Raw genomic sequence first — 19,638 nt, 5'->3', positions numbered from 1 at the left:
CACCCCGATTTCCGCACCCCCACGACCTGCGGAAACCCACAGCCTGTGGACAGCACAACTGCCGTCGAACCAATCGCGTTAACATGACGAGAAATCGTCCGGTACCCCGAGCGGACTGGAACGGAAGGCCGCCGTCGAGTGAGTACATTCCCACCGCCAGACCCCAAGGACCGCCCCGCGCGGCTCACCGTCGGCGTTGTCGGCGCCGGCCGTGTCGGCCCCGCGCTCGCCGCGGCCCTCCAGCTGGCCGGGCACCGCCCGGTGGCCGTCTCCGGGGTCTCCGACGCCTCCAGGCGGCGGGCCGCGGAGCTGCTGCCCGACGTGCCGCTGGTGTCACCGGCACAGGTCCTGGAGCGCGCGGATCTGGTGCTGCTGACCGTCCCGGACGACGCCCTGCCCGGGCTCGTCGAGGGACTCGCCGAGACGGGGGCCGTGCGGCCCGGCCAACTGCTGGTGCACACCTCCGGGCGCTACGGCGCGCGCGTGCTCGACCCGGCGCTCAGGGCGGGCGCGCTGCCCCTCGCGCTGCACCCCGCGATGACCTTCACCGGCACCCCCGTGGACGTACAGCGGCTTGCCGGATGCTCCTTCGGGGTCACGGCGCCCGAGGAGCTGCGGCTGGCCGCCGAGGCTCTGGTGATCGAGATGGGCGGCGAGCCCGAGTGGATCGCCGAGGAGAGCCGGCCGCTCTACCACGCGGCACTCGCGCTCGGCGCCAACCATCTGGTGACCCTGGTCGCCGAATCCATGGAGCTGCTGCGCGTCGCGGGCGTGGAGGCCCCCGACCGGATGCTGGGCCCGCTGCTCGGCGCCGCCCTGGACAACGCCCTCAGGTCGGGCGACGCGGCCCTCACCGGGCCCGTCGCGCGCGGGGACGCGGGCACGGTCGCCGCGCACATCGCCGAGTTGCGCAGGCATGCCCCGCAGACCGTCGCCGGCTATCTCGCGATGGCCCGGGCGACCGCCGATCGCGCGCTCGCCCACGGACTGCTCAAGCCGGAACTCGCCGAGGACCTGCTCGGGGTACTCGCCAACGGCACCGAGGGAGATGCCGGATGACCACCGCCCTGCTGCGCACCGCCGACGAACTGCACGCCCGCACGCGTGCGGGCCGCCGCGCCGCCGTGATGACCATGGGCGCCCTCCACGAGGGTCACGCCACGCTGATCCGCACCGCCCGCGAGATCGCCGGGGACCAGGGCGAGGTGGTCGTCACGGTCTTTGTGAACCCGCTTCAGTTCGGCAAGGGCGAGGACCTCGACCGCTATCCGCGCACTCTCGACGCCGACCTCAAGATCGCCGAACAGGCGGGCGCGGATGTCGTGTTCGCCCCTTCCGTGGACGAGGTCTACCCGGGCGGCGAGCCCCAGGTCCGCATCTCAGCGGGCCCCATGGGCGAGCGTCTGGAGGGGGCCGTGCGCCCCGGCCACTTCGACGGCATGCTCACCGTCGTCGCCAAGCTGCTGCACCTCACCCGCCCCGACGTGGCGCTGTACGGGCAGAAGGACGCCCAGCAGCTCGCCCTGATCCGGCGCATGGTGCGCGACCTGAACTTCGGCGTGGAGATCGTCGGCGTGCCCACCGTGCGCGAGGAGGACGGACTCGCCCTCTCCAGCCGCAACCGCTACCTCTCGACCGAGGAGCGGCGCACGGCTCTGGCCCTCTCGCAGGCCCTGTTCGCCGGCCGCGACCGGCACGCCGCGCAGGAGGCACTTCGCGCGCGTGCCCGCGAAGTGCCCGCCACGCGCGCGCGTGCCGAGGCCCTCAGCGCCATAGGCGAATCCCGCGCGGCGGCCGACGCGCACGCGGTCGCCAAGGCCGCCCCCGGCGGCCCCACGGGCGTACGCGCGGCCGCCCGGCTGATCCTCGACGAGGCGGCCCGTATGCAGCCGCCGCTGGTCCTGGACTACCTGACGCTGGTCGACCCGTCCGACTTCACGGAGGTCGAGGACGACTTCACCGGCGAGGCGGTTCTCGCCGTCGCCGCCCGGGTCGGGACGACCCGGCTGATCGACAACATCCCCCTCACCTTCGGAGCCGCCTCGTGACCGGCAATGGCACAGGTACAGGTACTGGCATACGACTGCACGCGCCCGCCCCCGGCTGGGCCCTCACCGCGGATGTCGTGGTCGTCGGCTCCGGGGTCGCGGGACTCACCGCGGCCCTGCGCTGCGAGGCCGCGGGCCTGAAAACGGTCGTGGTCACCAAGGCGCGCCTCGACGACGGCTCCACGCGCTGGGCGCAGGGCGGCATCGCCGCGGCCCTGGGCGACGGCGACACCCCCGAGCAGCACCTCGACGACACCTTGGTGGCGGGCGCGGGCCTGTGCGACGAGGAGGCCGTACGCATCCTCGTCACCGAGGGCCCCGACGCGGTCCGCCGCCTGATCGCGACCGGCGCCCACTTCGACGAGTCCACCGAGGGCGAGCTGGCACTCACCCGCGAGGGCGGCCACCACCGCCGCCGCATCGCGCACGCGGGCGGCGACGCGACAGGGGCCGAGATCTCCCGCGCCCTGGTCGAGGCGGTACGCGCGCGTGGCTTGCGCACGGTGGAGAACGCGCTCGTCCTGGACCTCCTCACGGACGCCGACGGCCGCACCGCGGGCGTGACCCTGCACGTCATGGGAGAGGGCCAGCACGACGGCGTGGGAGCCGTACACGCCCCCGCCGTGGTCCTCGCGACCGGCGGCATGGGCCAGGTCTTCTCGGCGACCACCAACCCGTCGGTCTCCACGGGCGACGGCGTGGCGCTCGCCCTGCGCGCGGGCGCCGAGGTCTCCGACCTCGAATTCGTGCAGTTCCACCCGACGGTGCTGTTCCTGGGCCCGGACGCGGAGGGCCAGCAGCCGCTGGTCTCCGAGGCGGTGCGCGGCGAGGGCGCCCACCTGGTCGACGCGGACGGCGTGCGCTTCATGGTCGGGCAGCACGAGCTGGCCGAGCTGGCGCCCCGGGACATCGTCGCCAAGGGCATCATGCGCCGCATGCAGGAGCGGGACGCCGAGCACATGTTCCTCGACGCCCGGCACTTCGGCGCCGACATGTGGGAGCACCGTTTCCCGACGATCCTGGCCGCCTGCCGCGCCCACGGCATCGACCCGGTCACCGAGCCCGTCCCGGTCGCCCCGGCCGCGCACTACGCCTCCGGAGGCGTCCGCACGGACGCGCGGGGCCGCACCACGGTGCCGGGCCTGTACGCGTGCGGCGAGGTCGCCTGCACCGGCGTCCACGGCGCCAACCGGCTCGCTTCGAACTCCCTCCTGGAAGGCCTCGTCTACGCCGAGCGCATCGCCGTCGACATCGCGGAGAGCCAGGCGGAGAACGGCCTTCACGCGCGCGTGCCCGTACCGGTCCCGCACCCCGAGAAGCCCGCGCACCCGTTGCTCGCCCCCGAGTCCCGGTTCACGATCCAGCGGATCATGACGGACGGCGCGGGCGTGCTGCGGTCGGCCGAGTCCCTCGCTCAGGCGGCCGACCGCCTCCAGCAACTGCACACCGACGCGCGCGACGCCCTCGACGAGAACGGCAAGACCTCCGAGCCCGGCGTCGACACCTGGGAGGCCACCAACCTTCTGTGCGTGGCCCGGGTCCTGGTCGCCGCCGCCCGCCGGCGTGAGGAAACCCGCGGCTGCCACTGGCGCGAGGACCACGCCGACCGGGACGACACCGACTGGCGCCGCCACATCGTCGTACGGCTGAATCCCGACCGGACGCTCGCCGTACACACCACCGACACAGCAGACTTCCCCCCGACCGTCCCCCAAGGCCTCGGCTTCGCTCGAGCAGGGGGGACCCCCATGCCCCAGCCGGCGCTCGAGCCCCGTCCCCAGGAGCAGTGACAGCAGTGAGCACCCCCGACCTTCCCCTCGCCCAGAGCGACGGCTGCGGCGACGGCTGCGGCTGCGGCGCCGACATGGACGACGCGTACATGGAGTGCGGCCTCGACCCCGCGCTCGCCCAGCTCCTCGCCGACGCCGGTCTCGACCCCCTCGAGGTCGAGGACATCGCCAACGTGGCCATTCAGGAGGACCTCGACCACGGCGTGGACGTGACGACCGTCGCGACCATCCCCGAGGACGCCGTCTCCACCGCCGACTTCACCGCCCGGGACGCGGGCGTCGTCGCGGGGCTGCGGGTGGCCGAGGCGGTCATCTCCGTGGTCTGCACCGATGAGTTCGCGGTCGAGCGGCACGTCGACGACGGCGACCGCGTCGAGGCGGGCCAGAAGCTCCTCAGCGTCACCACCCGCACCCGCGACCTGCTGACGGCCGAGCGCAGCGCGCTGAACCTGCTCTGCCGCCTGTCCGGCATCGCGACCGCCACGCGCGCGTGGGCGGACGCTCTGGAGGGCACCAAGGCCCGCGTGCGCGACACCCGCAAGACGACGCCGGGCCTGCGCTCCCTGGAGAAGTTCGCGGTGCGCTGCGGCGGCGGCGTCAACCACCGCATGTCCCTCTCGGACGCCGCGCTGGTGAAGGACAACCACGTGGTCGCCGCGGGCGGCGTGGCGCAGGCCTTCAAGGCCGTACGGGAGTCCTTCCCGGAGGTTCCGATCGAGGTCGAGGTCGACACCCTGCACCAGCTGCGCGAGGTCGTGGACGCGGGCGCCGACCTGATCCTTCTGGACAACTTCACACCCGTCGAGTGCGAGGAGGCCGTCGCCCTCGTCGACGGCCGCGCCCTCCTGGAGGCCTCGGGCCGCCTCACCCTGAGCAATGCGGCGGCGTACGCCGCGACGGGCGTCGACTACCTGGCCGTGGGCGCCCTCACGCACTCCTCGCCGATCCTGGACATCGGCCTCGACCTGCGTGAGGCCGCGCCGGACGAGGTATCGGCGCACGACGCATCGGCGCACGACGCATCGGCGCACGACGCATCGGCGGACGTGGCCTCGACGAACGAGGCGGAGTAGGGCAGATGCTGCTCACGATCGACGTCGGCAACACCCACACCGTCCTCGGCCTCTTCGACGGGGAGGAGATCGTCGAGCACTGGCGCATCTCCACGGACGCCCGCCGCACGGCCGACGAACTCGCCGTGCTCCTCCAGGGCCTCATGGGCATGCACCCGCTGCTCGGCGAGGAGCTCGGCGACGGCATCGACGGCATCGCCATCTGCTCGACGGTCCCGTCCGTCCTGCACGAGCTGCGCGAGGTCACGCGTCGCTACTACGGCGACGTCCCCGCCGTACTGGTCGAACCCGGCATCAAGACCGGCGTACCGATCCTGATGGACAACCCCAAGGAGGTCGGCGCCGACCGCATCATCAACGCCGTGGCCGCCGTCGAGCTCTACGGGGGCCCCGCCATCGTCGTCGACTTCGGTACGGCGACGACGTTCGACGCGGTGTCCGCGCGCGGGGAGTACGCGGGTGGTGTCATCGCGCCCGGTATCGAGATCTCCGTGGAGGCGCTCGGTGTGCGGGGTGCTCAGCTTCGCAAGATCGAGCTGGCCCGGCCGCGGGCGGTGATCGGGAAGAACACCGTCGAGGCGATGCAGGCCGGCATCGTGTACGGGTTCGCCGGGCAGGTCGACGGGGTCGTCAACCGGATGGCCCGCGAGCTCGCCGACGATCCCGACGACGTCACCGTCATCGCCACGGGCGGCTTGGCCCCGATGGTCCTCGGCGAGGCCTCGGTCATCGACGAACACGAGCCGTGGCTGACGCTGATCGGGCTGCGGCTGGTGTACGAGCGGAACGTGTCGCGTACGTAGGGTTTTCGCCCCTCCGCCCCTGCCCGTCCCGTACCTGGGGGCTTCGCCCCCAGACCCCCTATCGCGCTGACGCGCTCGTCCTCAAACGCCGGACGGGCTGAAAATCTCCAGCCCCGGCCGGCAAAAGTTCAGCCACTTTGGCGTTTGAGGAGCGGGGGTTCGCGGGCGGAGCCGCCGAGGTCGGGAATGGGTGGGGGCGGCGGGGGCGAAAACCCTTCCGCGCCGCCCGATGGGAGACGCGCCACGCTCGCTGGCTATGCGGATTTTGTCTGATTAGCGCGTATCGTCGGCGCATGCCCACGCCATACGGATCCCGCGGCGGCATGGCGTTCGGTGCGGAGGAGCTGCGTGTGCTCCGTCGCGCTCTCGCCCTCGCCCTGCACCCCAGCCCCGCCTCGGCCGAGGACGTCCAGGAATGCCTCCGTCTCGCCGAGTCCGTCGACGAGGCGTCCCGCGAGGGAGCCAGGCTCCGGGCCTTCCTGCTGGCCGACCTCGCCCGGTACCGCGCCGCCCTGCCGGGTGCCACCGGCGGCTACCTCGCCCTCCTGGAGGAGGCGCTCGGCGTCGGCTACCGGCCGCACCCCGACGACCTCGCCGCGCTCCGGGCCCTGCGCGGAAACCCCACCGCGGCCGCACTCCTGGACCGCTGCAGGGCCCTCGCCGAACGAGACGTACGCGCCCGCCTGGCGGGCCGCACGACCCAGATGATGCCCCCGTCCCGCACCCGGCTGCTGGCCCTCCCCGGGGGTCTGGCCTCCGAGGAGCCCGCCAAGAAGCCGGCGGAGAAGCCTGCCGCCGAGCCGAAGCCGCAGCCTCCGGTCAAGACCCCGCGCCCGGACCGGCCCATCCCCACACCGGGCGAGGTGTTCCCGCCGAAGCGCAAGGCCGCGCCGCCACCGGCGAACCCCCCTCAGCAGCTCGCGGCGGGCTAGCTACTCTGGAGGGCATGGACTATGTCTCCGCGCTCGTGCCCCCCGTAGTGATGGCCGTGTTCTTCATCGGGCTGATCGTGACGATCGTGAAGACCCAGGGCGGGGCCAACAAGGCCAAGGAGGACGCGGTCGTCGACGCCGCCCTGGCGCGCGCGGAGAGCGCCCGCCAGGCCTCCCGCGACACCGAGGCCTGAGCCCGGCCGGCAGACCCGCAGGCGGACAGACCCGCAGGCGGACGGGCAGGCAGGCCGACCGGGACCGCGGGGGCGGCCCCACTGGCCCTTCCGCACCCTCATCCGCGTAAGACAGCGTACGACTCATATGTTTTTCGAGTCGTACGCCCTTTTTGTTGGTGATCTCCCACTATTGTTCTGAGCTGTGCCTCGCCCATTGGGAGAACTCGAAGACGCGGTCATGACGCGGGTGTGGAAGTGGAACCGCCCGGTGACCGTTCGAGAAGTCCTGGAAGACCTTCAACAGGAACGGTCCATCGCATACACCACGGTGATGACCGTTTTGGACAATCTCCATCAGAAGGGCTGGGTGCGCCGTGAGGCGGAAGGCCGGGCCTATCGATATGAGGCGGTCTCCACACGTGCCGCCTACGCGGCCGCACTGATGAACGATGCCTGGTCGCAGAGTGACAACCCCGCCGCCGCTCTCGTCGCCTTCTTCGGCATGATGTCCCCGGAACAGCGCGAAGCTCTGCGCGATGCCGTACGTATGGTCCAGGGACCGGAAACCCCCGCTGCCGAAACGCCCGCGTCGGAGAACCCGAACGGGAACCCGGTGGACGAGAACCCCGCCGCCGCCGAGGGTGACGCCGGGCGATAGCGTCCGCTCATGCCAGCAGAGCATCCCGCAGAGGTTCCCTCAGAGCATCCCGAAGTCGCCGCAAAAGCCATCACCGTCCGCCGGGCCAGGACCAGCGATGTCCCGGACGTACGCCGCCTCCTTGATGCGAACGTCCGGCGCCGCATCCTGCTCGACAAAGCGACGGTGACGCTTTACGAGGACATCCAGGAGTTCTGGGTCGCGGAACGCGGCGTCGGCTCAAGTACTGAGGTGGTCGGCTGCGGTGCGCTGCACGTGATGTGGGAAGACCTCGCGGAAGTCCGCACGCTCGCGGTGAACCCCGTGGTCCAGGGCCTCGGTGTCGGTCATCAGTTGCTGGAGAAGTTGCTGGAGACCGCCCGTTGGCTCGGTGTTCGACGAGTTTTCTGTCTGACCTTCGAAGTCGAGTTCTTCGCGAAGCACGGCTTCGTGGAGATCGGCGAGACACCCGTCGACACCGATGTCTACGCCGAGCTCCTGCGTTCCTATGACGAGGGCGTGGCGGAGTTCCTCGGTCTCGAACGAGTGAAACCGAACACCTTGGGCAACAGCCGGATGCTTCTGCATCTGTGATCGCCGACAACTATTCCGGCGGACCGCCTTGCCCAGGTTCCCTATGTCCGAAACGCGTACGTTTCCGGTCGGCCAGTGCCCTGTGAGTCTCCCCCAGGGGTTTGTGTTTTTCCAGCAAAAGCGGTTTGCTTTCCGACGTACTGCAGTACTGCATATAACAGGGGACGGCGAAACGGCAGACGCCGCAGACCTCCCGGCCCTGAAGTTATCGATGAAAGGAAATCCGGTGGCACAGAAGGTTCAGGTCCTTCTTGTCGACGACCTCGACGGTGGCGAGGCGGACGAGACCGTGACGTTCGCGCTGGACGGCAAGACGTACGAAATCGATCTCACGACCGCCAATGCGGACAAGCTCCGTGGCCTTCTCGACGCCTACGTGAAGGGTGGTCGTCGTACTGGAGGCCGCGCTTCGGGCGGACGCGGAAAGGCACGCGTCGCTTCCGGTGGCAGCCAGGACACCGCGCAGATCCGCGCGTGGGCTAAGGAGAACGGCTACGAGGTCAACGACCGTGGTCGAGTTCCCGCGTCCATTCGTGAGGCCTACGAGAAGGCCAACGGCTGAGCGCACGCACGCCGCAGCCTCACTCGATGGCACTGCGTTGCCATCGTGTCCACGAGGCGTACGAGATCGGGGGCGCCCCCACCGCCCCCCACGGCCGACAGTGTCGGCAGCGAGGCTTCGACCTCGCGCCCGAATTCGGGGGGCCGCAGCCACACGGCGGCCCCCTGTGAGTTTTCCGGAACCGTCGACAGTGCGGGCATTCCCGAAGGGCGGGGAGCCCCGGCGGTTCCCGGTGGCGGCGGAGCCTCGATGCTCCCGCCCGCGCCGATCGCCGTGAGATCCAGTGCGAGGGCGCCCCACTCCAGCCAGTCGAGCAGCCCCGGCAGTTCGTCCGCGCTGCCCGTGGCCACGAGGAGCCGCATCCGGTTCCCCTGCAGGGCCACCGGAGACGCCGGGCCCAGATGCCGCAGCGCCGCGCGTCCCGCCTCCTCCGGCACCTCCAGCACGTCGAAGCGCAGGCCTGTGACGAGCCGCAACGGCGGCCCGGGCACTGCCGCCCAGCCCAGTTCGTTCTCGTACCACCGCTGTACCGGATCACTCGAGTCGAGCGGCCGACGTGGGAGAGGGACGATGGGAACTGTGGGAACCATGCCAGGAGCAACAGCCGGAAGAGCTCCAGAGTTACGCTGAGTATTCCGGCGATTGCACAGAGTGCCGAAAAGGGGGGCGTGCGGAGGTGTTCAGCGGCGCAAGGATGTTCGCCCATAGCGGAGGGAACCGGTGCGCGCCGCATGGAGTGTCAGTGCGTACGGGTAAGACATCCCTAGTGGGAGGGGCGACACGCATGGATCGGGCATCTCACGTTCGCCATCGGCGTACAGATGGTGAGGGTATCTGCCTGGCCTGCGGGAACATCGTCTCGCACCATCAGGTTGGAGCAGATGTCGGCGTTCGGGGTCAGGAGGCCAAGGACGGTGTCGGCAGTTGGAATGAGCGGTCCCCGCTTGCGGGACTAAGCTGCGGAAGGACAGCGAGGGGAGCGTCCCCTCACTGCCTGACCGCTCTGAGGAGCGATTAACGATGTTCGAGAGGTTCACCGACCGCGCGCGGCGGGTTGTCGTCCTGGCTCAGGAAGAAGCCCGGATGCTCAACCACAACTACATCGGCACCGAGCACATCCTCCTGGGCCTGATCCACGAGGGTGAGGGTGTCGCCGCTAAGGCCCTGGAGAGCCTCGGGATTTCGCTCGAGGCGGTCCGCCAGCAGGTGGAGGAGATCATCGGCCAGGGCCAGCAGGCGCCCTCGGGCCACATTCCCTTCACCCCTCGTGCCAAGAAGGTCCTGGAGCTGTCGCTCCGCGAGGCCCTTCAGCTGGGCCACAACTACATCGGCACGGAGCACATCCTGCTCGGCCTGATCCGTGAGGGCGAGGGCGTCGCCGCCCAGGTCCTGGTCAAGCTGGGCGCAGACCTCAACCGGGTGCGGCAGCAGGTGATCCAGCTGCTCTCCGGATACCAGGGCAAGGAGACCGCCGCCGCCGGCGGTCCTGCCGAGGGCACCCCCTCCACGTCCCTGGTCCTCGATCAGTTCGGCCGGAACCTCACCCAGGCCGCTCGTGAGTCCAAGCTCGACCCCGTCATCGGGCGCGAGAAGGAGATCGAGCGGGTCATGCAGGTGCTGTCCCGCCGGACGAAGAACAACCCGGTCCTGATCGGTGAGCCCGGCGTCGGCAAGACCGCCGTCGTCGAGGGCCTCGCTCAGGCCATCGTCAAGGGCGAGGTGCCCGAGACCCTGAAGGACAAGCACCTCTACACCCTGGACCTCGGCGCACTGGTCGCCGGCTCCCGCTACCGCGGTGACTTCGAGGAGCGCCTGAAGAAGGTGCTCAAGGAGATCCGCACCCGCGGCGACATCATCCTGTTCATCGACGAGCTCCACACGCTGGTCGGTGCGGGTGCCGCCGAGGGCGCCATCGACGCGGCTTCGATCCTGAAGCCGATGCTGGCCCGTGGCGAGCTGCAGACCATCGGTGCGACGACGCTCGACGAGTACCGCAAGCACCTCGAGAAGGACGCGGCCCTCGAGCGCCGCTTCCAGCCGATCCAGGTGGCGGAGCCCTCGCTCCCGCACACGATCGAGATCCTCAAGGGCCTGCGCGACCGCTACGAGGCACACCACCGCGTCTCCATCACGGACGAGGCTCTGGTCCAGGCCGCGACGCTCGCGGACCGCTACATCTCGGACCGGTTCCTCCCCGACAAGGCGATCGACCTGATCGACGAGGCGGGCTCCCGGATGCGCATCCGTCGGATGACCGCTCCGCCGGACCTCCGCGAGTTCGACGAGAAGATCGCGGGTGTGCGCCGCGACAAGGAGTCCGCGATCGACTCGCAGGACTTCGAGAAGGCCGCCTCCCTCCGCGACAAGGAGAAGCAGCTCCTGGCCGCGAAGGCCAAGCGGGAGAAGGAGTGGAAGGCCGGCGACATGGACGTCGTCGCCGAGGTCGACGGCGAGCTGATCGCCGAGGTGCTCGCGACCGCCACCGGCATCCCGGTCTTCAAGCTGACCGAGGAGGAGTCCTCGCGTCTGCTGCGCATGGAGGACGAGCTCCACAAGCGGGTCATCGGCCAGAAGGACGCCATCAAGGCGCTCTCGCAGGCGATCCGTCGTACGCGAGCGGGTCTGAAGGACCCGAAGCGCCCCGGTGGTTCGTTCATCTTCGCGGGCCCGTCGGGTGTCGGTAAGACCGAGCTGTCGAAGACCCTCGCCGAGTTCCTCTTCGGTGACGAGGACGCGCTGATCGCCCTCGACATGTCGGAGTTCAGCGAGAAGCACACGGTGTCGCGTCTCTTCGGTAGCCCGCCCGGATACGTGGGTTACGAGGAGGGCGGCCAGCTGACCGAGAAGGTGCGCCGCAAGCCGTTCTCCGTCGTCCTCTTCGACGAGGTCGAGAAGGCCCACCCGGACATCTTCAACTCGCTGCTGCAGATCCTGGAGGACGGTCGTCTGACCGACTCCCAGGGCCGGGTCGTGGACTTCAAGAACACGGTCATCATCATGACGACCAACCTCGGCACCCGGGACATCTCCAAGGGCTTCAACCTCGGCTTCGCCGCCGCGGGTGACACGAAGTCCAGCTACGAGCGGATGAAGAACAAGGTCAACGACGAGCTGAAGCAGCACTTCCGCCCGGAGTTCCTGAACCGTGTCGACGACACGGTGGTCTTCCACCAGCTCACCGAGGAAGACATCATCCAGATCGTCGACCTCATGATCGCCAAGGTGGACGAGCGCCTGAAGGACCGCGACATGGGCCTGGAGCTCAGCCCGAGCGCCAAGTCGCTGCTCGCGAAGAAGGGTTACGACCCCGTCCTGGGTGCCCGGCCGCTGCGCCGGACCATCCAGCGCGAGATCGAGGACGCGCTCTCGGAGAAGATCCTCTTCAGCGAGCTGCGTCCGGGCCACATCGTGGTCGTCGACACGGAGGGCGAGGGCGAGGCCAAGACCTTCACCTTCCGGGGTGAGGAGAAGTCGGCACTCCCCGACGTCCCGCCGGTCGAGCAGGCCGCGGGTGGGGCCGGTCCCAACCTGAGCAAGGAGGCGTAGGCGCCACGGCGCTCGCCTGAACAACAGAGGGGCTGCCCCAGGACTTCGGTCCTGGGGCAGCCCCTTTTTTGGGTTGGGAGAGGTCCTGGTTTCACGTAGCCCGCGTCACATTCCCGGGGGCCCGGATCCGTCCCGTCGGTGACATGACGCACAGGCGTTTTGTCCGGTACTAGGCTGAATAGTGGACTGGCAAGAACGGGCAAAAGGGACCTTTGACCCGTAACCCTCAGGGCGGCTTCAGCGTCGCGGGGGCGGGGAGGTCGATGCGGCGTTTCCCAAGGGGGTTGATGCCCCGAAGTGCGGCTAAACCTGGGTTCTCGCAATAAATCCGGAAGATCCCTTATGAGGATGTCGGCGCTGTCAAGGTTCGCCAAATTTTGGGGTGAAGTACGACCGAACGTCGTAGATGGCTGTTTTGGGCGTTTGTGGGGTTGCGGGTTACCAAGGTATGGCCCACTCGGTGGCCGGCTGTGTGCCGGGTGGTGATTGGCCCTTGTCTCCGTCCCCGTGAGGTCCCTATGTCGAAGCGCGTCACGTTCCGTCTCTCCCGTACGTCCATCCGCTCACGGGCGGCCGTTCTGGCCGTCGGTCTCGGCGCCTCGGTCGTGCTGGGCGCCGGAGTCGCGACCGCCGACACCCTCGCCACCGGCGGAGCCGTCACCGCGGCGAACGCCGTGCAGACGCAGGCCGCCGCTCAGGCCAAGGCCGCCGCCGCCAAGACGGCCGCCTCCTGGGTCGACCCGGTGAAGAAGTACACGCTGTCCGCCAGCTTCAACCAGGCCGGTGGCATGTGGGCCCACAAGCACTCCGGCCAGGACTTCGCCGTGCCGCAGGGCACCGAGGTCCTCGCCGCGCACGGCGGCACCGTGGTGAAGGCCGGCGGCAATGGGGCCGGCGACGGTCCCGCCTACGGCAACGCCGTCGTCATCAAGCACGGCAACGGGACCTACTCGCAGTACGCCCACCTGTCGCGGATAGACGTCAGGGCCGGCCAGGTCGTCGCCACCGGCCAGCACATCGCGCTGTCCGGCAACACCGGCAACTCCAGCGGGCCGCACCTGCACTTCGAGATCCGTACGACCCCCAACTACGGGTCCGCCATCGACCCCGTCGCCTTCCTGCGCACCAAGGGCGTGACCGTCTAAGACGGCGTCGCGCCTCCGTGCGCCTGCGTCACCAGATCGATCGCGACCTCCAGGACCGCCTTGCGCTTGTCCTCGGGGTCGCCTTCGACGTCTTTGAGGACGAACATCCCGGCGTGCATCGTGAAGAGCGCGCTGATGCAGCGGACCTGGTCGGTCAGCGGCGCCTCCGGCTCCTTGATGATGTCGAGCATGCTGAGCATGCGGTCCTTGAAGGTCTCGCCGATGCTCAGCTCTCGCACCGTCGCCTGGTTCTCCTGCATGAAGCGGAAGAGCGGGGCCGCGCCGGTGAGGGCCTCGCTGTAGCGGCGCAGCACCTCCTGCTTGGTCTCCAGGGTGTGCGGCTGCTGCCTGCCCCACTCGATCAGCTCGTCGAGCGGCCTCGTCAGATCCTCGAAGAGGCTGATGAGGATCTCTTCCTTGGTCTTGAAGTGGTAATAGAGCGCCGCCTTGGTGACGTCGAGGTGCTCGGCGATCTCGCGCAGCGAGGTCTTCTCGTAGCCCTGCTCGGAGAAGAGTTCGAGGGCCACGTCCTGGATGCGCTGGCGGGTGTCCCCGCGGCGCTGTCGCTTGGTGCCGTCCATGGTGCCGCCCATCCTCGTACTCCTTGCGCTCCCTGAAAACTTACCTGTCGCCCGGCTAGTAGAACTAAACTTACTTGACGCCCGGCTAGTTACGGGTCTAGTTTTCCCGAGTGTAGTCAACTTGCCGGTCGGCAAGTAAGTGGTCGGCCCGGCGGCAGCGGTACCTAGGGGAGTGGAAACGATGGCGGACATCACCGACGCGGTCGCGCAGACCGAGAAACAGCCAGTGGAGCAGACCGAGAAACAGCCACGCAGCGTACGCGTCGTGCTGCTCGCGCTCATGATCGCGATGCTGCTGGCGATGCTCGACAACATGATCGTGGGCACGGCGATGCCGACGATCGTCGGCGAACTGGGCGGCCTGGAGCACCTCTCGTGGGTGGTCACCGCGTACACGCTCGCCACCGCCGCCTCCACCCCGATCTGGGGCAAGCTCGGCGACATGTACGGGCGCAAGGGCGCCTTCATGACCTCGATCGTGCTCTTCCTGATCGGCTCCGCGCTGAGCGGCATGGCCCAGGACATGGGTCAGCTCATCGGGTTCCGCGCCATTCAGGGCCTGGGCGCCGGTGGTCTGATGGTCGGCGTCATGGCGATCATCGGCGACCTGATTCCGCCGCGGGAGCGCGGCAAGTACCAGGGCATGATGGCCGGCGTGATGGCGTTCGCCATGATCCTCGGCCCGCTGGTCGGCGGCACCATCACCGACCACTGGGGCTGGCGCTGGTCCTTCTACATCAACCTGCCCCTCGGCGTCGTCGCGCTCCTCGCGGTCAGCGCCGTGCTGCACCTGCCGAAGAAGCGGGTCGAGGCGAAGATCGACTACCTCGGTGCGGGACTGCTGGCCCTCGGTATCTCGGCCATCGTGCTGGTCACCACCTGGGGCGGCTCCGAGTACGCCTGGGGCTCCGCCCGCATCATGGAGCTGATCGGGATCGGCGTCGCCGCGCTCGTGGGCTTCGTCTTCTGGCAGACCAAGGCCGCCGCGCCGGTCGTGCCGCTGCACATCTTCAAGAGCCGCAACTTCACCCTGATGTCGATCATCGGCTTCATCACCGGCTTCGTGATGTTCGGTGCGGTGCTCTTCCTGCCGCTGTACCAGCAGTCCGTGCAGGGCGCGTCCGCCACCAACTCCGGGCTGCTGCTCCTGCCGATGCTCGGCGCGATGCTCGCCGTCTCGATGGTCGCGGGGCGGGTCACCACCAACAGCGGCCGCTACAAGGTCTTCCCGCTCGTCGGCAGTGTGCTCATGATCGTGGGGCTGTTCCTGCTCGCGCAGATGGACACCGAGACGACCCGGCTGACGTCCGGGCTGTACATGGCGGTGCTCGGTGCGGGCATGGGCTGCCTGATGCAGATCACCATGCTGGTCGCGCAGAACAGCGTCGAGATGAAGGACATGGGCGTCGCGTCCTCGTCGACCACCCTGTTCCGGACGCTGGGGTCCTCCTTCGGTGTCGCCATCATGGGCGCGCTGTTCAACCACCGGGTGCAGGACGTGATGGCCGAGCGGGCCGGGGCGCTCGGGTCCAAGGTGACCGAGCAGTCCGCGCAGCTCGACGCGGCCAGCCTGGCGAAGCTGCCGGCGGTGGCCCGGGAGGCCTACCAGCACGCGGTGTCCTCGGGCACGCACTCCGCGTTCCTGCTCGGTTCCGTGGTGGCTGTGGTCGCGCTGGTCGCGGCGGTGTTCGTGAAGGAGGTTCCGCTGAAGGGGGCGGGGCCGGCCGCGCCGAAGCCTGCGGGTGACGTGCAGTCCGAGGAAACCGTGGCTGAGACGGTCTGACCTCTTTTGGTCCGAAGGCCCCCGGCGTTGTCCGCCCCGGGGGCCTTCTTCGTGGGTGCGGGTGTACGGGGCTGGGGGCGGGATGATTTCGCCCCCTCCGCCCCTACCCGTCCCGTTCCTGGGGGGCTCCGCCCCCAGCCCCCCGTATCGCGCTGACGCGCTTGTCCTCAAACGCCGGACGGGCTGAAAGACATGCCACCATCTGAACCGTGGACAAAATGCGGCAGCTGCGGCTTGCCAAGGACGCGATGGACCGGGACTGGGCCGAGCCCGGGCTCGATCTCGACGCGGTGGCCGCGCATGCCGGTTACTCGCGCTATCACTTCATACGGGCCTTCAAGGCGGCGTACGGCGAGACGCCGGGCCAGTATCTGACCCACCGGCGTATCGACCGGGCCGAAGACCTGCTGCGCACCGCGAACCTGTCGGTGACCGAGATCTGCAACATGGTCGGCTTCAGCAGTCTCGGTACGTTCTCGGCGCGCTTCAAGGCATGGACCGGGCTGACTCCGAGCGAGTACCGGGCGAAGCATGTGGGGCGGGGGACCGCACTCATACCGGGGTGCTACGCGATGCTCTGGGCCGGCGGCTTCCGGCCGGGGCCCGGTGCGCGAGAGCGCAATTCCGAAGAAGCACCGTGAGCCCGTCGCTGCCTACCGTGGCAGGGCAAGGACCGCGGACGACACCCCCGTGGGGCCGTCCGCACGACCACCCGCACACCTGGAGCGCACCATGATCAAGGGACTCGCCATTTCGACCGTCTGGGTCCTCGACCAGGACCGGGCCAAGGAGTTCTACACCCAAAAGCTCGGCCTCGAAGTCCGTACGGACATGACGATGGGCGACGGCGGCATGCGCTGGATCACTGTCGGTGCCGAGAACCAGCCCGACGTCGAGCTGACGCTCATGGTGCCCGGACCGCCCGCGATGGACCCCGAGTCCGCCGAGATGATGAAGAAGCTCGTGGCCAAGGGTGTGCTCGGCGCGGGCGCGCTGACTACCGACGACATCCAGGGGGACTACAAGAAGCTCAAGGACCGCGGCGTGGAGTTCCTGCAGGAGCCGCAGGAGCGCCCGTACGGGACGGAAGCGGTGTTCCGCGACGACTCCGGGAACTGGTTCTCGTTCAACCAGCCGCGCGAGGGCGGGCTCGACCTGGAGAAGGACTGGGGCTGCTGACCCACCTTCCAAGGGGCGAGAGCTGACACGCATGTCGCGCGCGCGTCAACCTCTGTTGTCCAGGATGGTCTGTCCCCCGCCGGCTGCCCAGAATTCAGGCATCGACCACGAGAAAGTGCCTCAGGGCTTCTAGGGGGAACAGCACATGCGCGTGAACAAGAAGGTCGCGGCCACGGCCTCGGCGTTGATGATGACCACCGGCCTGCTGGCCATGGCCGGCTCCACCACCGCCAGCGCCGCGGACGGCTGCAACAACAACGGCGGCAGGACCGTCCAGGAAGTGATCGGGGCGCGCGGCCAGGGCATCGAGCTGCGGGTGAACGGGTCCGGGGACGGCACCTGCGCCTGGGGCCGGATCGTCGTCGGCGCCGTCGGGATGCACGTCTGGGTCGACCGCAGCAGCGACGGCGGGCGCACCTGGGAGCCGCAGCTGGGCCGGCGGGAGATCGAGAGCGGCGGCAGCGTCTGGACCGAGGCCTGGCGCGACCGCAACGGCCAGCTGATGCGGGCCTGCGGCGACTCGGGCTACAACACGACGATCCACTGCACCAAGTGGTACTAGGACCAAGTGCCGTGTCGGGCTCCTGAGTCCTCCTGTTGGGGCCTCCTGATCGGGCCCGCATGCGCGAGGGGCGTGGCCCGGAATTCTCCGGCCACGCCCCTCCCGTGTCAGCCCGCTACTTCGCCGAGGCCGGCAGCATCGGATAGCTCCCCGTGTTCGTCGGCGCGTGCTCCGGCAGCCACAGCACCGCGACCGCGCCCTCGGCGGGTACGTCGTCCGGCGCGCCCGCCGGGCGTACGTTGCGGAAGGTCAGCCGGGCGCCGAGCACCCGGGCCTGGCCCGCGGCGATGGTCAGGCCCAGGCCGTGGCCGTGGCCCGCGCGGTCGGTGCTGCCCGTGCGGAAGCGGCGCGGGCCCTCGGCGAGGAGTGCCTCGGGGAAGCCGGGACCGTGGTCGCGGACGCGGATGACGCGGCCCTCCACGGTGACCTCGATGGGCGGCTTGCCGTGCCGGGAGGCGTTCGCGAGGAGGTTGAACAGGACGCGCTCCAGACGCCGCGGGTCCGTCGTGACCTCCGACTCATGCACCACGCGCACCTCGACGTCGGCGTCCTTGGCGGCCACGCGGCGCGACACGAACTCGCCGAGCATGATGTCCTGCAGTTCGGCCCGCTCGGACGCGCCGTCGAGCCGGGCGACCTCCAGGACGTCCTCGACGAGGGTGCGCATGGCCTGCGCCCGGTCCCGGACGAGCTCGGTGGGACGGCCGGGCGGCAGCAGCTCCGCCGCCGTCAGCAATCCGGTCACCGGCGTACGCAGCTCGTGCGCGATGTCCGCGGTCACCCGGCGCTCGGCCTCGATGCGCTGCTGGAGCGCGTCCGCCATGGCGTCCACGGCGCGCGCGAGGTCGTCGGTCTCGTCGCGCACGACACCGCCGATCGCCTCCCGTACCCGTACGTCGGTCTCGCCCTTTGCGACCTGGTTCGCCGCGGACGCGGCCTTGCGCAGCCGGCGCGACAGCTGGCCGCCGATGAGCACGCCGAGCGCGCTGCCGCCGAAGACGACCGCGATGGAGCCGATGATGAGCGCCTGGTCGAGGTCCTTCATGACGTCCGCGTTGCGGTCCGTGAACCGCTCGTGCCAGGACAGCACCCGGCCGTCCCTGAGCGGTACGGCGGCCCAGATATCGGGCGCGCCGTTCGGGCCGTCGGACACGTAGGTGGCCCGCCGTCCCTCCGTGACCTTCGCCAGCAGGTCCGCCGGGATCGCCGGATCGTCGACCTTGGCCCCGAAGGCGATCGGCCGGCCGGGCCTGTACATGTGCTGCGCGAGCTGGATGCGCTCGTCCGCCAGGTCACGCGAGTTGTCGAGCATCGACACACGCGCCGCGTTGTGCACGACCAGGCTCAGTGCGATCGCGACCAGGGCGCCGACCAGGGCGATGGCTGCGCTGAGCTTCCATCGGATGCCGGTGCGGATGCTCACGCCGTCACCCGTTTCCCGGTCGAGGCCGATGCCCGCACCGCCTCGAGCCGGACGCTGAAAAATCCCCCGCATACTCCCGCTCAGGCCTTCAACTTGTAGCCGAAGCCGCGGACCGTCTCGATCCGGTCCTGGCCGATCTTCGTGCGCAGCCGCTGCACATGGACGTCGACGACCCTGGTGTCTCCGCCCCAGCCGTAGTCCCACACACGTTCGAGCAGCTTGTCGCGGCTGAGCACCGTACCCGGCGCGGACGAGAACTCCAGGAGCAGCCGCATCTCGGTGGGCGTGAGCGCCACCGGCGTACCGCCCTTGAGCACTTCCATGCCCTCGGTGTCGATCTCCAGGTCGCCGAAGGCGAGCACCCCGCCGTCGGCGGACGAGGCGACCTCGGGCGCCTGGGCGCCGCCGTTGGCGTGCCCGAAGCGGCGCAGCACGGCGCGGATGCGGGCGACCAGGACGGCGCCGTCGAAGGGCTTGGTCACGTAGTCGTCGGCGCCCGCCTCCAGGCCCAGCACGACGTCGATGGAGTCGGCGCGCGCGGACAGCATGATCACGGGGACGGTCGACTCGTCACGGATACGGCGGCACAGGGAGACACCGTCGAGTCCGGGCACCATGACATCCAGCAGGGCGATGTCGGGGCGGTCGGCGCGGAACGCCTCCAGACCGGACAGTCCGTCGGGCATGGCGGTGACCGCGAAGCCGTCGCGCTCCAGGGCGAGCTGCGTAGCCTCGCGGATGACGTCGTCGTCCTCGACGAACAGGACGTGGGTCTGCTCTGCCATCCGGCTGCTCCGTGTGCTC

19 protein-coding genes and 1 pseudogene are annotated in these 19,638 nt (G+C 69.6%); 16 read left to right on the top strand and 4 right to left on the bottom strand.

What is annotated here, in order from left to right:
• Positions 1-138 precede the first annotated feature (138 nt).
• From ACZ4RZ_RS34895 to ACZ4RZ_RS34850, 10 genes and pseudogenes are all read left to right on the top strand, one after another.
• Positions 139-1,059 carry a Rossmann-like and DUF2520 domain-containing protein gene (locus ACZ4RZ_RS34895; protein WP_467750817.1) on the top strand — a complete coding sequence of 307 codons (921 nt, stop codon included), beginning with the start codon at positions 139-141 and terminating at the stop codon, positions 1,057-1,059.
• Positions 1,056-2,048 carry a pantoate--beta-alanine ligase gene (panC, locus tag ACZ4RZ_RS34890; protein ID WP_467750815.1) on the top strand — a complete coding sequence of 331 codons (993 nt, stop codon included), beginning with the start codon at positions 1,056-1,058 and terminating at the stop codon, positions 2,046-2,048. The genes ACZ4RZ_RS34895 and panC overlap by 4 nt, the downstream gene beginning before the upstream one ends.
• Positions 2,045-3,838 (top strand): L-aspartate oxidase, encoded by a 1,794-nt coding sequence (locus ACZ4RZ_RS34885; RefSeq protein WP_467750813.1) that lies wholly within the window; start codon positions 2,045-2,047, stop codon positions 3,836-3,838. Before panC ends, ACZ4RZ_RS34885 begins: the two co-directional genes overlap by 4 nt.
• 5 nt (positions 3,839-3,843) lie before the next feature.
• A pseudogene (gene nadC, locus ACZ4RZ_RS34880) lies at positions 3,844-4,815 on the top strand (carboxylating nicotinate-nucleotide diphosphorylase); the annotation flags it as partial.
• A gap of 101 nt (positions 4,816-4,916) precedes the next feature.
• Positions 4,917-5,714: a type III pantothenate kinase gene (locus tag ACZ4RZ_RS34875; RefSeq protein ID WP_189188525.1), complete on the top strand. Its 798-nt coding sequence runs from the start codon at positions 4,917-4,919 to the stop codon at positions 5,712-5,714.
• Between the two features lie 323 nt (positions 5,715-6,037).
• A complete protein-coding gene (locus ACZ4RZ_RS34870) occupies positions 6,038-6,646 on the top strand; it encodes a hypothetical protein (RefSeq protein WP_467750954.1) in 609 nt (202 codons plus the stop codon).
• A gap of 14 nt (positions 6,647-6,660) precedes the next feature.
• Positions 6,661-6,840: a hypothetical protein gene (locus ACZ4RZ_RS34865; protein WP_467750812.1), complete on the top strand. Its 180-nt coding sequence runs from the start codon at positions 6,661-6,663 to the stop codon at positions 6,838-6,840.
• Between the two features lie 184 nt (positions 6,841-7,024).
• A complete protein-coding gene (locus ACZ4RZ_RS34860; protein ID WP_467750810.1) occupies positions 7,025-7,480 on the top strand; it encodes a BlaI/MecI/CopY family transcriptional regulator in 456 nt (151 codons plus the stop codon).
• A 9-nt stretch (positions 7,481-7,489) separates the two neighbouring features.
• Positions 7,490-8,053 (top strand): amino-acid N-acetyltransferase, encoded by a 564-nt coding sequence (locus ACZ4RZ_RS34855; protein WP_467750808.1) that lies wholly within the window; start codon positions 7,490-7,492, stop codon positions 8,051-8,053.
• Positions 8,054-8,279: 226 nt separating this feature from the next.
• Positions 8,280-8,615, top strand: a complete 336-nt coding sequence (locus ACZ4RZ_RS34850) for a histone-like nucleoid-structuring protein Lsr2 (RefSeq protein WP_168529346.1) — start codon at positions 8,280-8,282, stop codon at positions 8,613-8,615.
• Here ACZ4RZ_RS34850 and ACZ4RZ_RS34845 read toward each other — a convergent pair.
• Positions 8,594-9,205 carry an SCO3374 family protein gene (locus ACZ4RZ_RS34845; protein WP_467750806.1) on the bottom strand — a complete coding sequence of 204 codons (612 nt, stop codon included), beginning with the start codon at positions 9,203-9,205 and terminating at the stop codon, positions 8,594-8,596. The two genes, ACZ4RZ_RS34850 and ACZ4RZ_RS34845, sit on opposite strands and share 22 nt — an antisense overlap.
• A 430-nt stretch (positions 9,206-9,635) precedes the next feature.
• On the opposite strand from ACZ4RZ_RS34845, the gene ACZ4RZ_RS34840 reads away from it, so the two are divergent.
• Positions 9,636-12,161 (top strand): ATP-dependent Clp protease ATP-binding subunit, encoded by a 2,526-nt coding sequence (locus tag ACZ4RZ_RS34840; RefSeq protein ID WP_467750804.1) that lies wholly within the window; start codon positions 9,636-9,638, stop codon positions 12,159-12,161.
• A 518-nt stretch (positions 12,162-12,679) separates the two neighbouring features.
• Positions 12,680-13,306 carry a M23 family metallopeptidase gene (locus tag ACZ4RZ_RS34835; protein ID WP_467750802.1) on the top strand — a complete coding sequence of 209 codons (627 nt, stop codon included), beginning with the start codon at positions 12,680-12,682 and terminating at the stop codon, positions 13,304-13,306.
• On the opposite strand, the gene ACZ4RZ_RS34830 is transcribed toward ACZ4RZ_RS34835, so the two are convergent.
• Positions 13,303-13,899, bottom strand: a complete 597-nt coding sequence (locus ACZ4RZ_RS34830) for a TetR/AcrR family transcriptional regulator (RefSeq protein ID WP_467750801.1) — start codon at positions 13,897-13,899, stop codon at positions 13,303-13,305. The genes ACZ4RZ_RS34835 and ACZ4RZ_RS34830 overlap by 4 nt on opposite strands.
• Before the next feature lie 169 nt (positions 13,900-14,068).
• Between ACZ4RZ_RS34830 and ACZ4RZ_RS34825 the strand changes: the two genes are divergently transcribed.
• The 4 genes from ACZ4RZ_RS34825 to ACZ4RZ_RS34810 all read left to right on the top strand — a co-directional run bounded on the left by ACZ4RZ_RS34825 (position 14,069) and on the right by ACZ4RZ_RS34810 (position 17,411).
• Positions 14,069-15,670 (top strand): MDR family MFS transporter, encoded by a 1,602-nt coding sequence (locus ACZ4RZ_RS34825; RefSeq protein WP_467750799.1) that lies wholly within the window; start codon positions 14,069-14,071, stop codon positions 15,668-15,670.
• A gap of 218 nt (positions 15,671-15,888) precedes the next feature.
• The gene (locus ACZ4RZ_RS34820) at positions 15,889-16,311 is read left to right on the top strand and encodes a helix-turn-helix transcriptional regulator (RefSeq protein ID WP_467750953.1); all 423 of its coding nucleotides are present in this window, start codon (positions 15,889-15,891) and stop codon (positions 16,309-16,311) included.
• A gap of 91 nt (positions 16,312-16,402) precedes the next feature.
• Complete coding sequence (locus ACZ4RZ_RS34815; protein ID WP_467750797.1) at positions 16,403-16,849, top strand: VOC family protein; 447 nt, start codon at positions 16,403-16,405, stop codon at positions 16,847-16,849.
• Positions 16,850-16,994: 145 nt separating this feature from the next.
• Positions 16,995-17,411 carry a glycosyl hydrolase gene (locus ACZ4RZ_RS34810; RefSeq protein WP_467750796.1) on the top strand — a complete coding sequence of 139 codons (417 nt, stop codon included), beginning with the start codon at positions 16,995-16,997 and terminating at the stop codon, positions 17,409-17,411.
• Positions 17,412-17,526: 115 nt separating this feature from the next.
• Here the strand turns inward: ACZ4RZ_RS34810 and cseC are convergent, their stop codons facing one another.
• Entirely contained in the window at positions 17,527-19,026 is a 1,500-nt protein-coding gene (cseC, locus tag ACZ4RZ_RS34805; protein ID WP_467750952.1) for a two-component system sensor histidine kinase CseC, read from the bottom strand.
• Positions 18,915-19,619, bottom strand: a complete 705-nt coding sequence (gene cseB, locus ACZ4RZ_RS34800) for a two-component system response regulator CseB (RefSeq protein ID WP_467750795.1) — start codon at positions 19,617-19,619, stop codon at positions 18,915-18,917. Before cseB ends, cseC begins: the two co-directional genes overlap by 112 nt.
• Between the last annotated feature and the right edge of the window lie 19 nt (positions 19,620-19,638).

It is taken from the genome of Streptomyces sp. NPDC027189, from assembly GCF_055566975.1.
This window is presented reverse-complemented; position numbering and strand designations above follow the sequence as displayed.

What these genes read in the sequence shown, in the direction of transcription:
- panC (WP_467750815.1), top strand. Translation starts at nt 1,056, where the DNA reads ATGACCACCGCCCTGCTGCGCACCGCCGACGAACTGCACGCCCGCACG.
- ACZ4RZ_RS34875 (WP_189188525.1), top strand. Translation starts at nt 4,917, where the DNA reads ATGCTGCTCACGATCGACGTCGGCAACACCCACACCGTCCTCGGCCTC.
- ACZ4RZ_RS34870 (WP_467750954.1), top strand. Translation starts at nt 6,038, where the DNA reads ATGGCGTTCGGTGCGGAGGAGCTGCGTGTGCTCCGTCGCGCTCTCGCC.
- ACZ4RZ_RS34865 (WP_467750812.1), top strand. Translation starts at nt 6,661, where the DNA reads ATGGACTATGTCTCCGCGCTCGTGCCCCCCGTAGTGATGGCCGTGTTC.
- ACZ4RZ_RS34855 (WP_467750808.1), top strand. Translation starts at nt 7,490, where the DNA reads ATGCCAGCAGAGCATCCCGCAGAGGTTCCCTCAGAGCATCCCGAAGTC.
- ACZ4RZ_RS34845 (WP_467750806.1), bottom strand. Translation starts at nt 9,205, where the DNA reads ATGGTTCCCACAGTTCCCATCGTCCCTCTCCCACGTCGGCCGCTCGAC.
- ACZ4RZ_RS34840 (WP_467750804.1), top strand. Translation starts at nt 9,636, where the DNA reads ATGTTCGAGAGGTTCACCGACCGCGCGCGGCGGGTTGTCGTCCTGGCT.
- ACZ4RZ_RS34835 (WP_467750802.1), top strand. Translation starts at nt 12,680, where the DNA reads ATGTCGAAGCGCGTCACGTTCCGTCTCTCCCGTACGTCCATCCGCTCA.
- ACZ4RZ_RS34830 (WP_467750801.1), bottom strand. Translation starts at nt 13,899, where the DNA reads ATGGGCGGCACCATGGACGGCACCAAGCGACAGCGCCGCGGGGACACC.
- ACZ4RZ_RS34825 (WP_467750799.1), top strand. Translation starts at nt 14,069, where the DNA reads ATGGCGGACATCACCGACGCGGTCGCGCAGACCGAGAAACAGCCAGTG.
- ACZ4RZ_RS34820 (WP_467750953.1), top strand. Translation starts at nt 15,889, where the DNA reads ATGCGGCAGCTGCGGCTTGCCAAGGACGCGATGGACCGGGACTGGGCC.
- ACZ4RZ_RS34815 (WP_467750797.1), top strand. Translation starts at nt 16,403, where the DNA reads ATGATCAAGGGACTCGCCATTTCGACCGTCTGGGTCCTCGACCAGGAC.
- ACZ4RZ_RS34810 (WP_467750796.1), top strand. Translation starts at nt 16,995, where the DNA reads ATGCGCGTGAACAAGAAGGTCGCGGCCACGGCCTCGGCGTTGATGATG.
- cseB (WP_467750795.1), bottom strand. Translation starts at nt 19,619, where the DNA reads ATGGCAGAGCAGACCCACGTCCTGTTCGTCGAGGACGACGACGTCATC.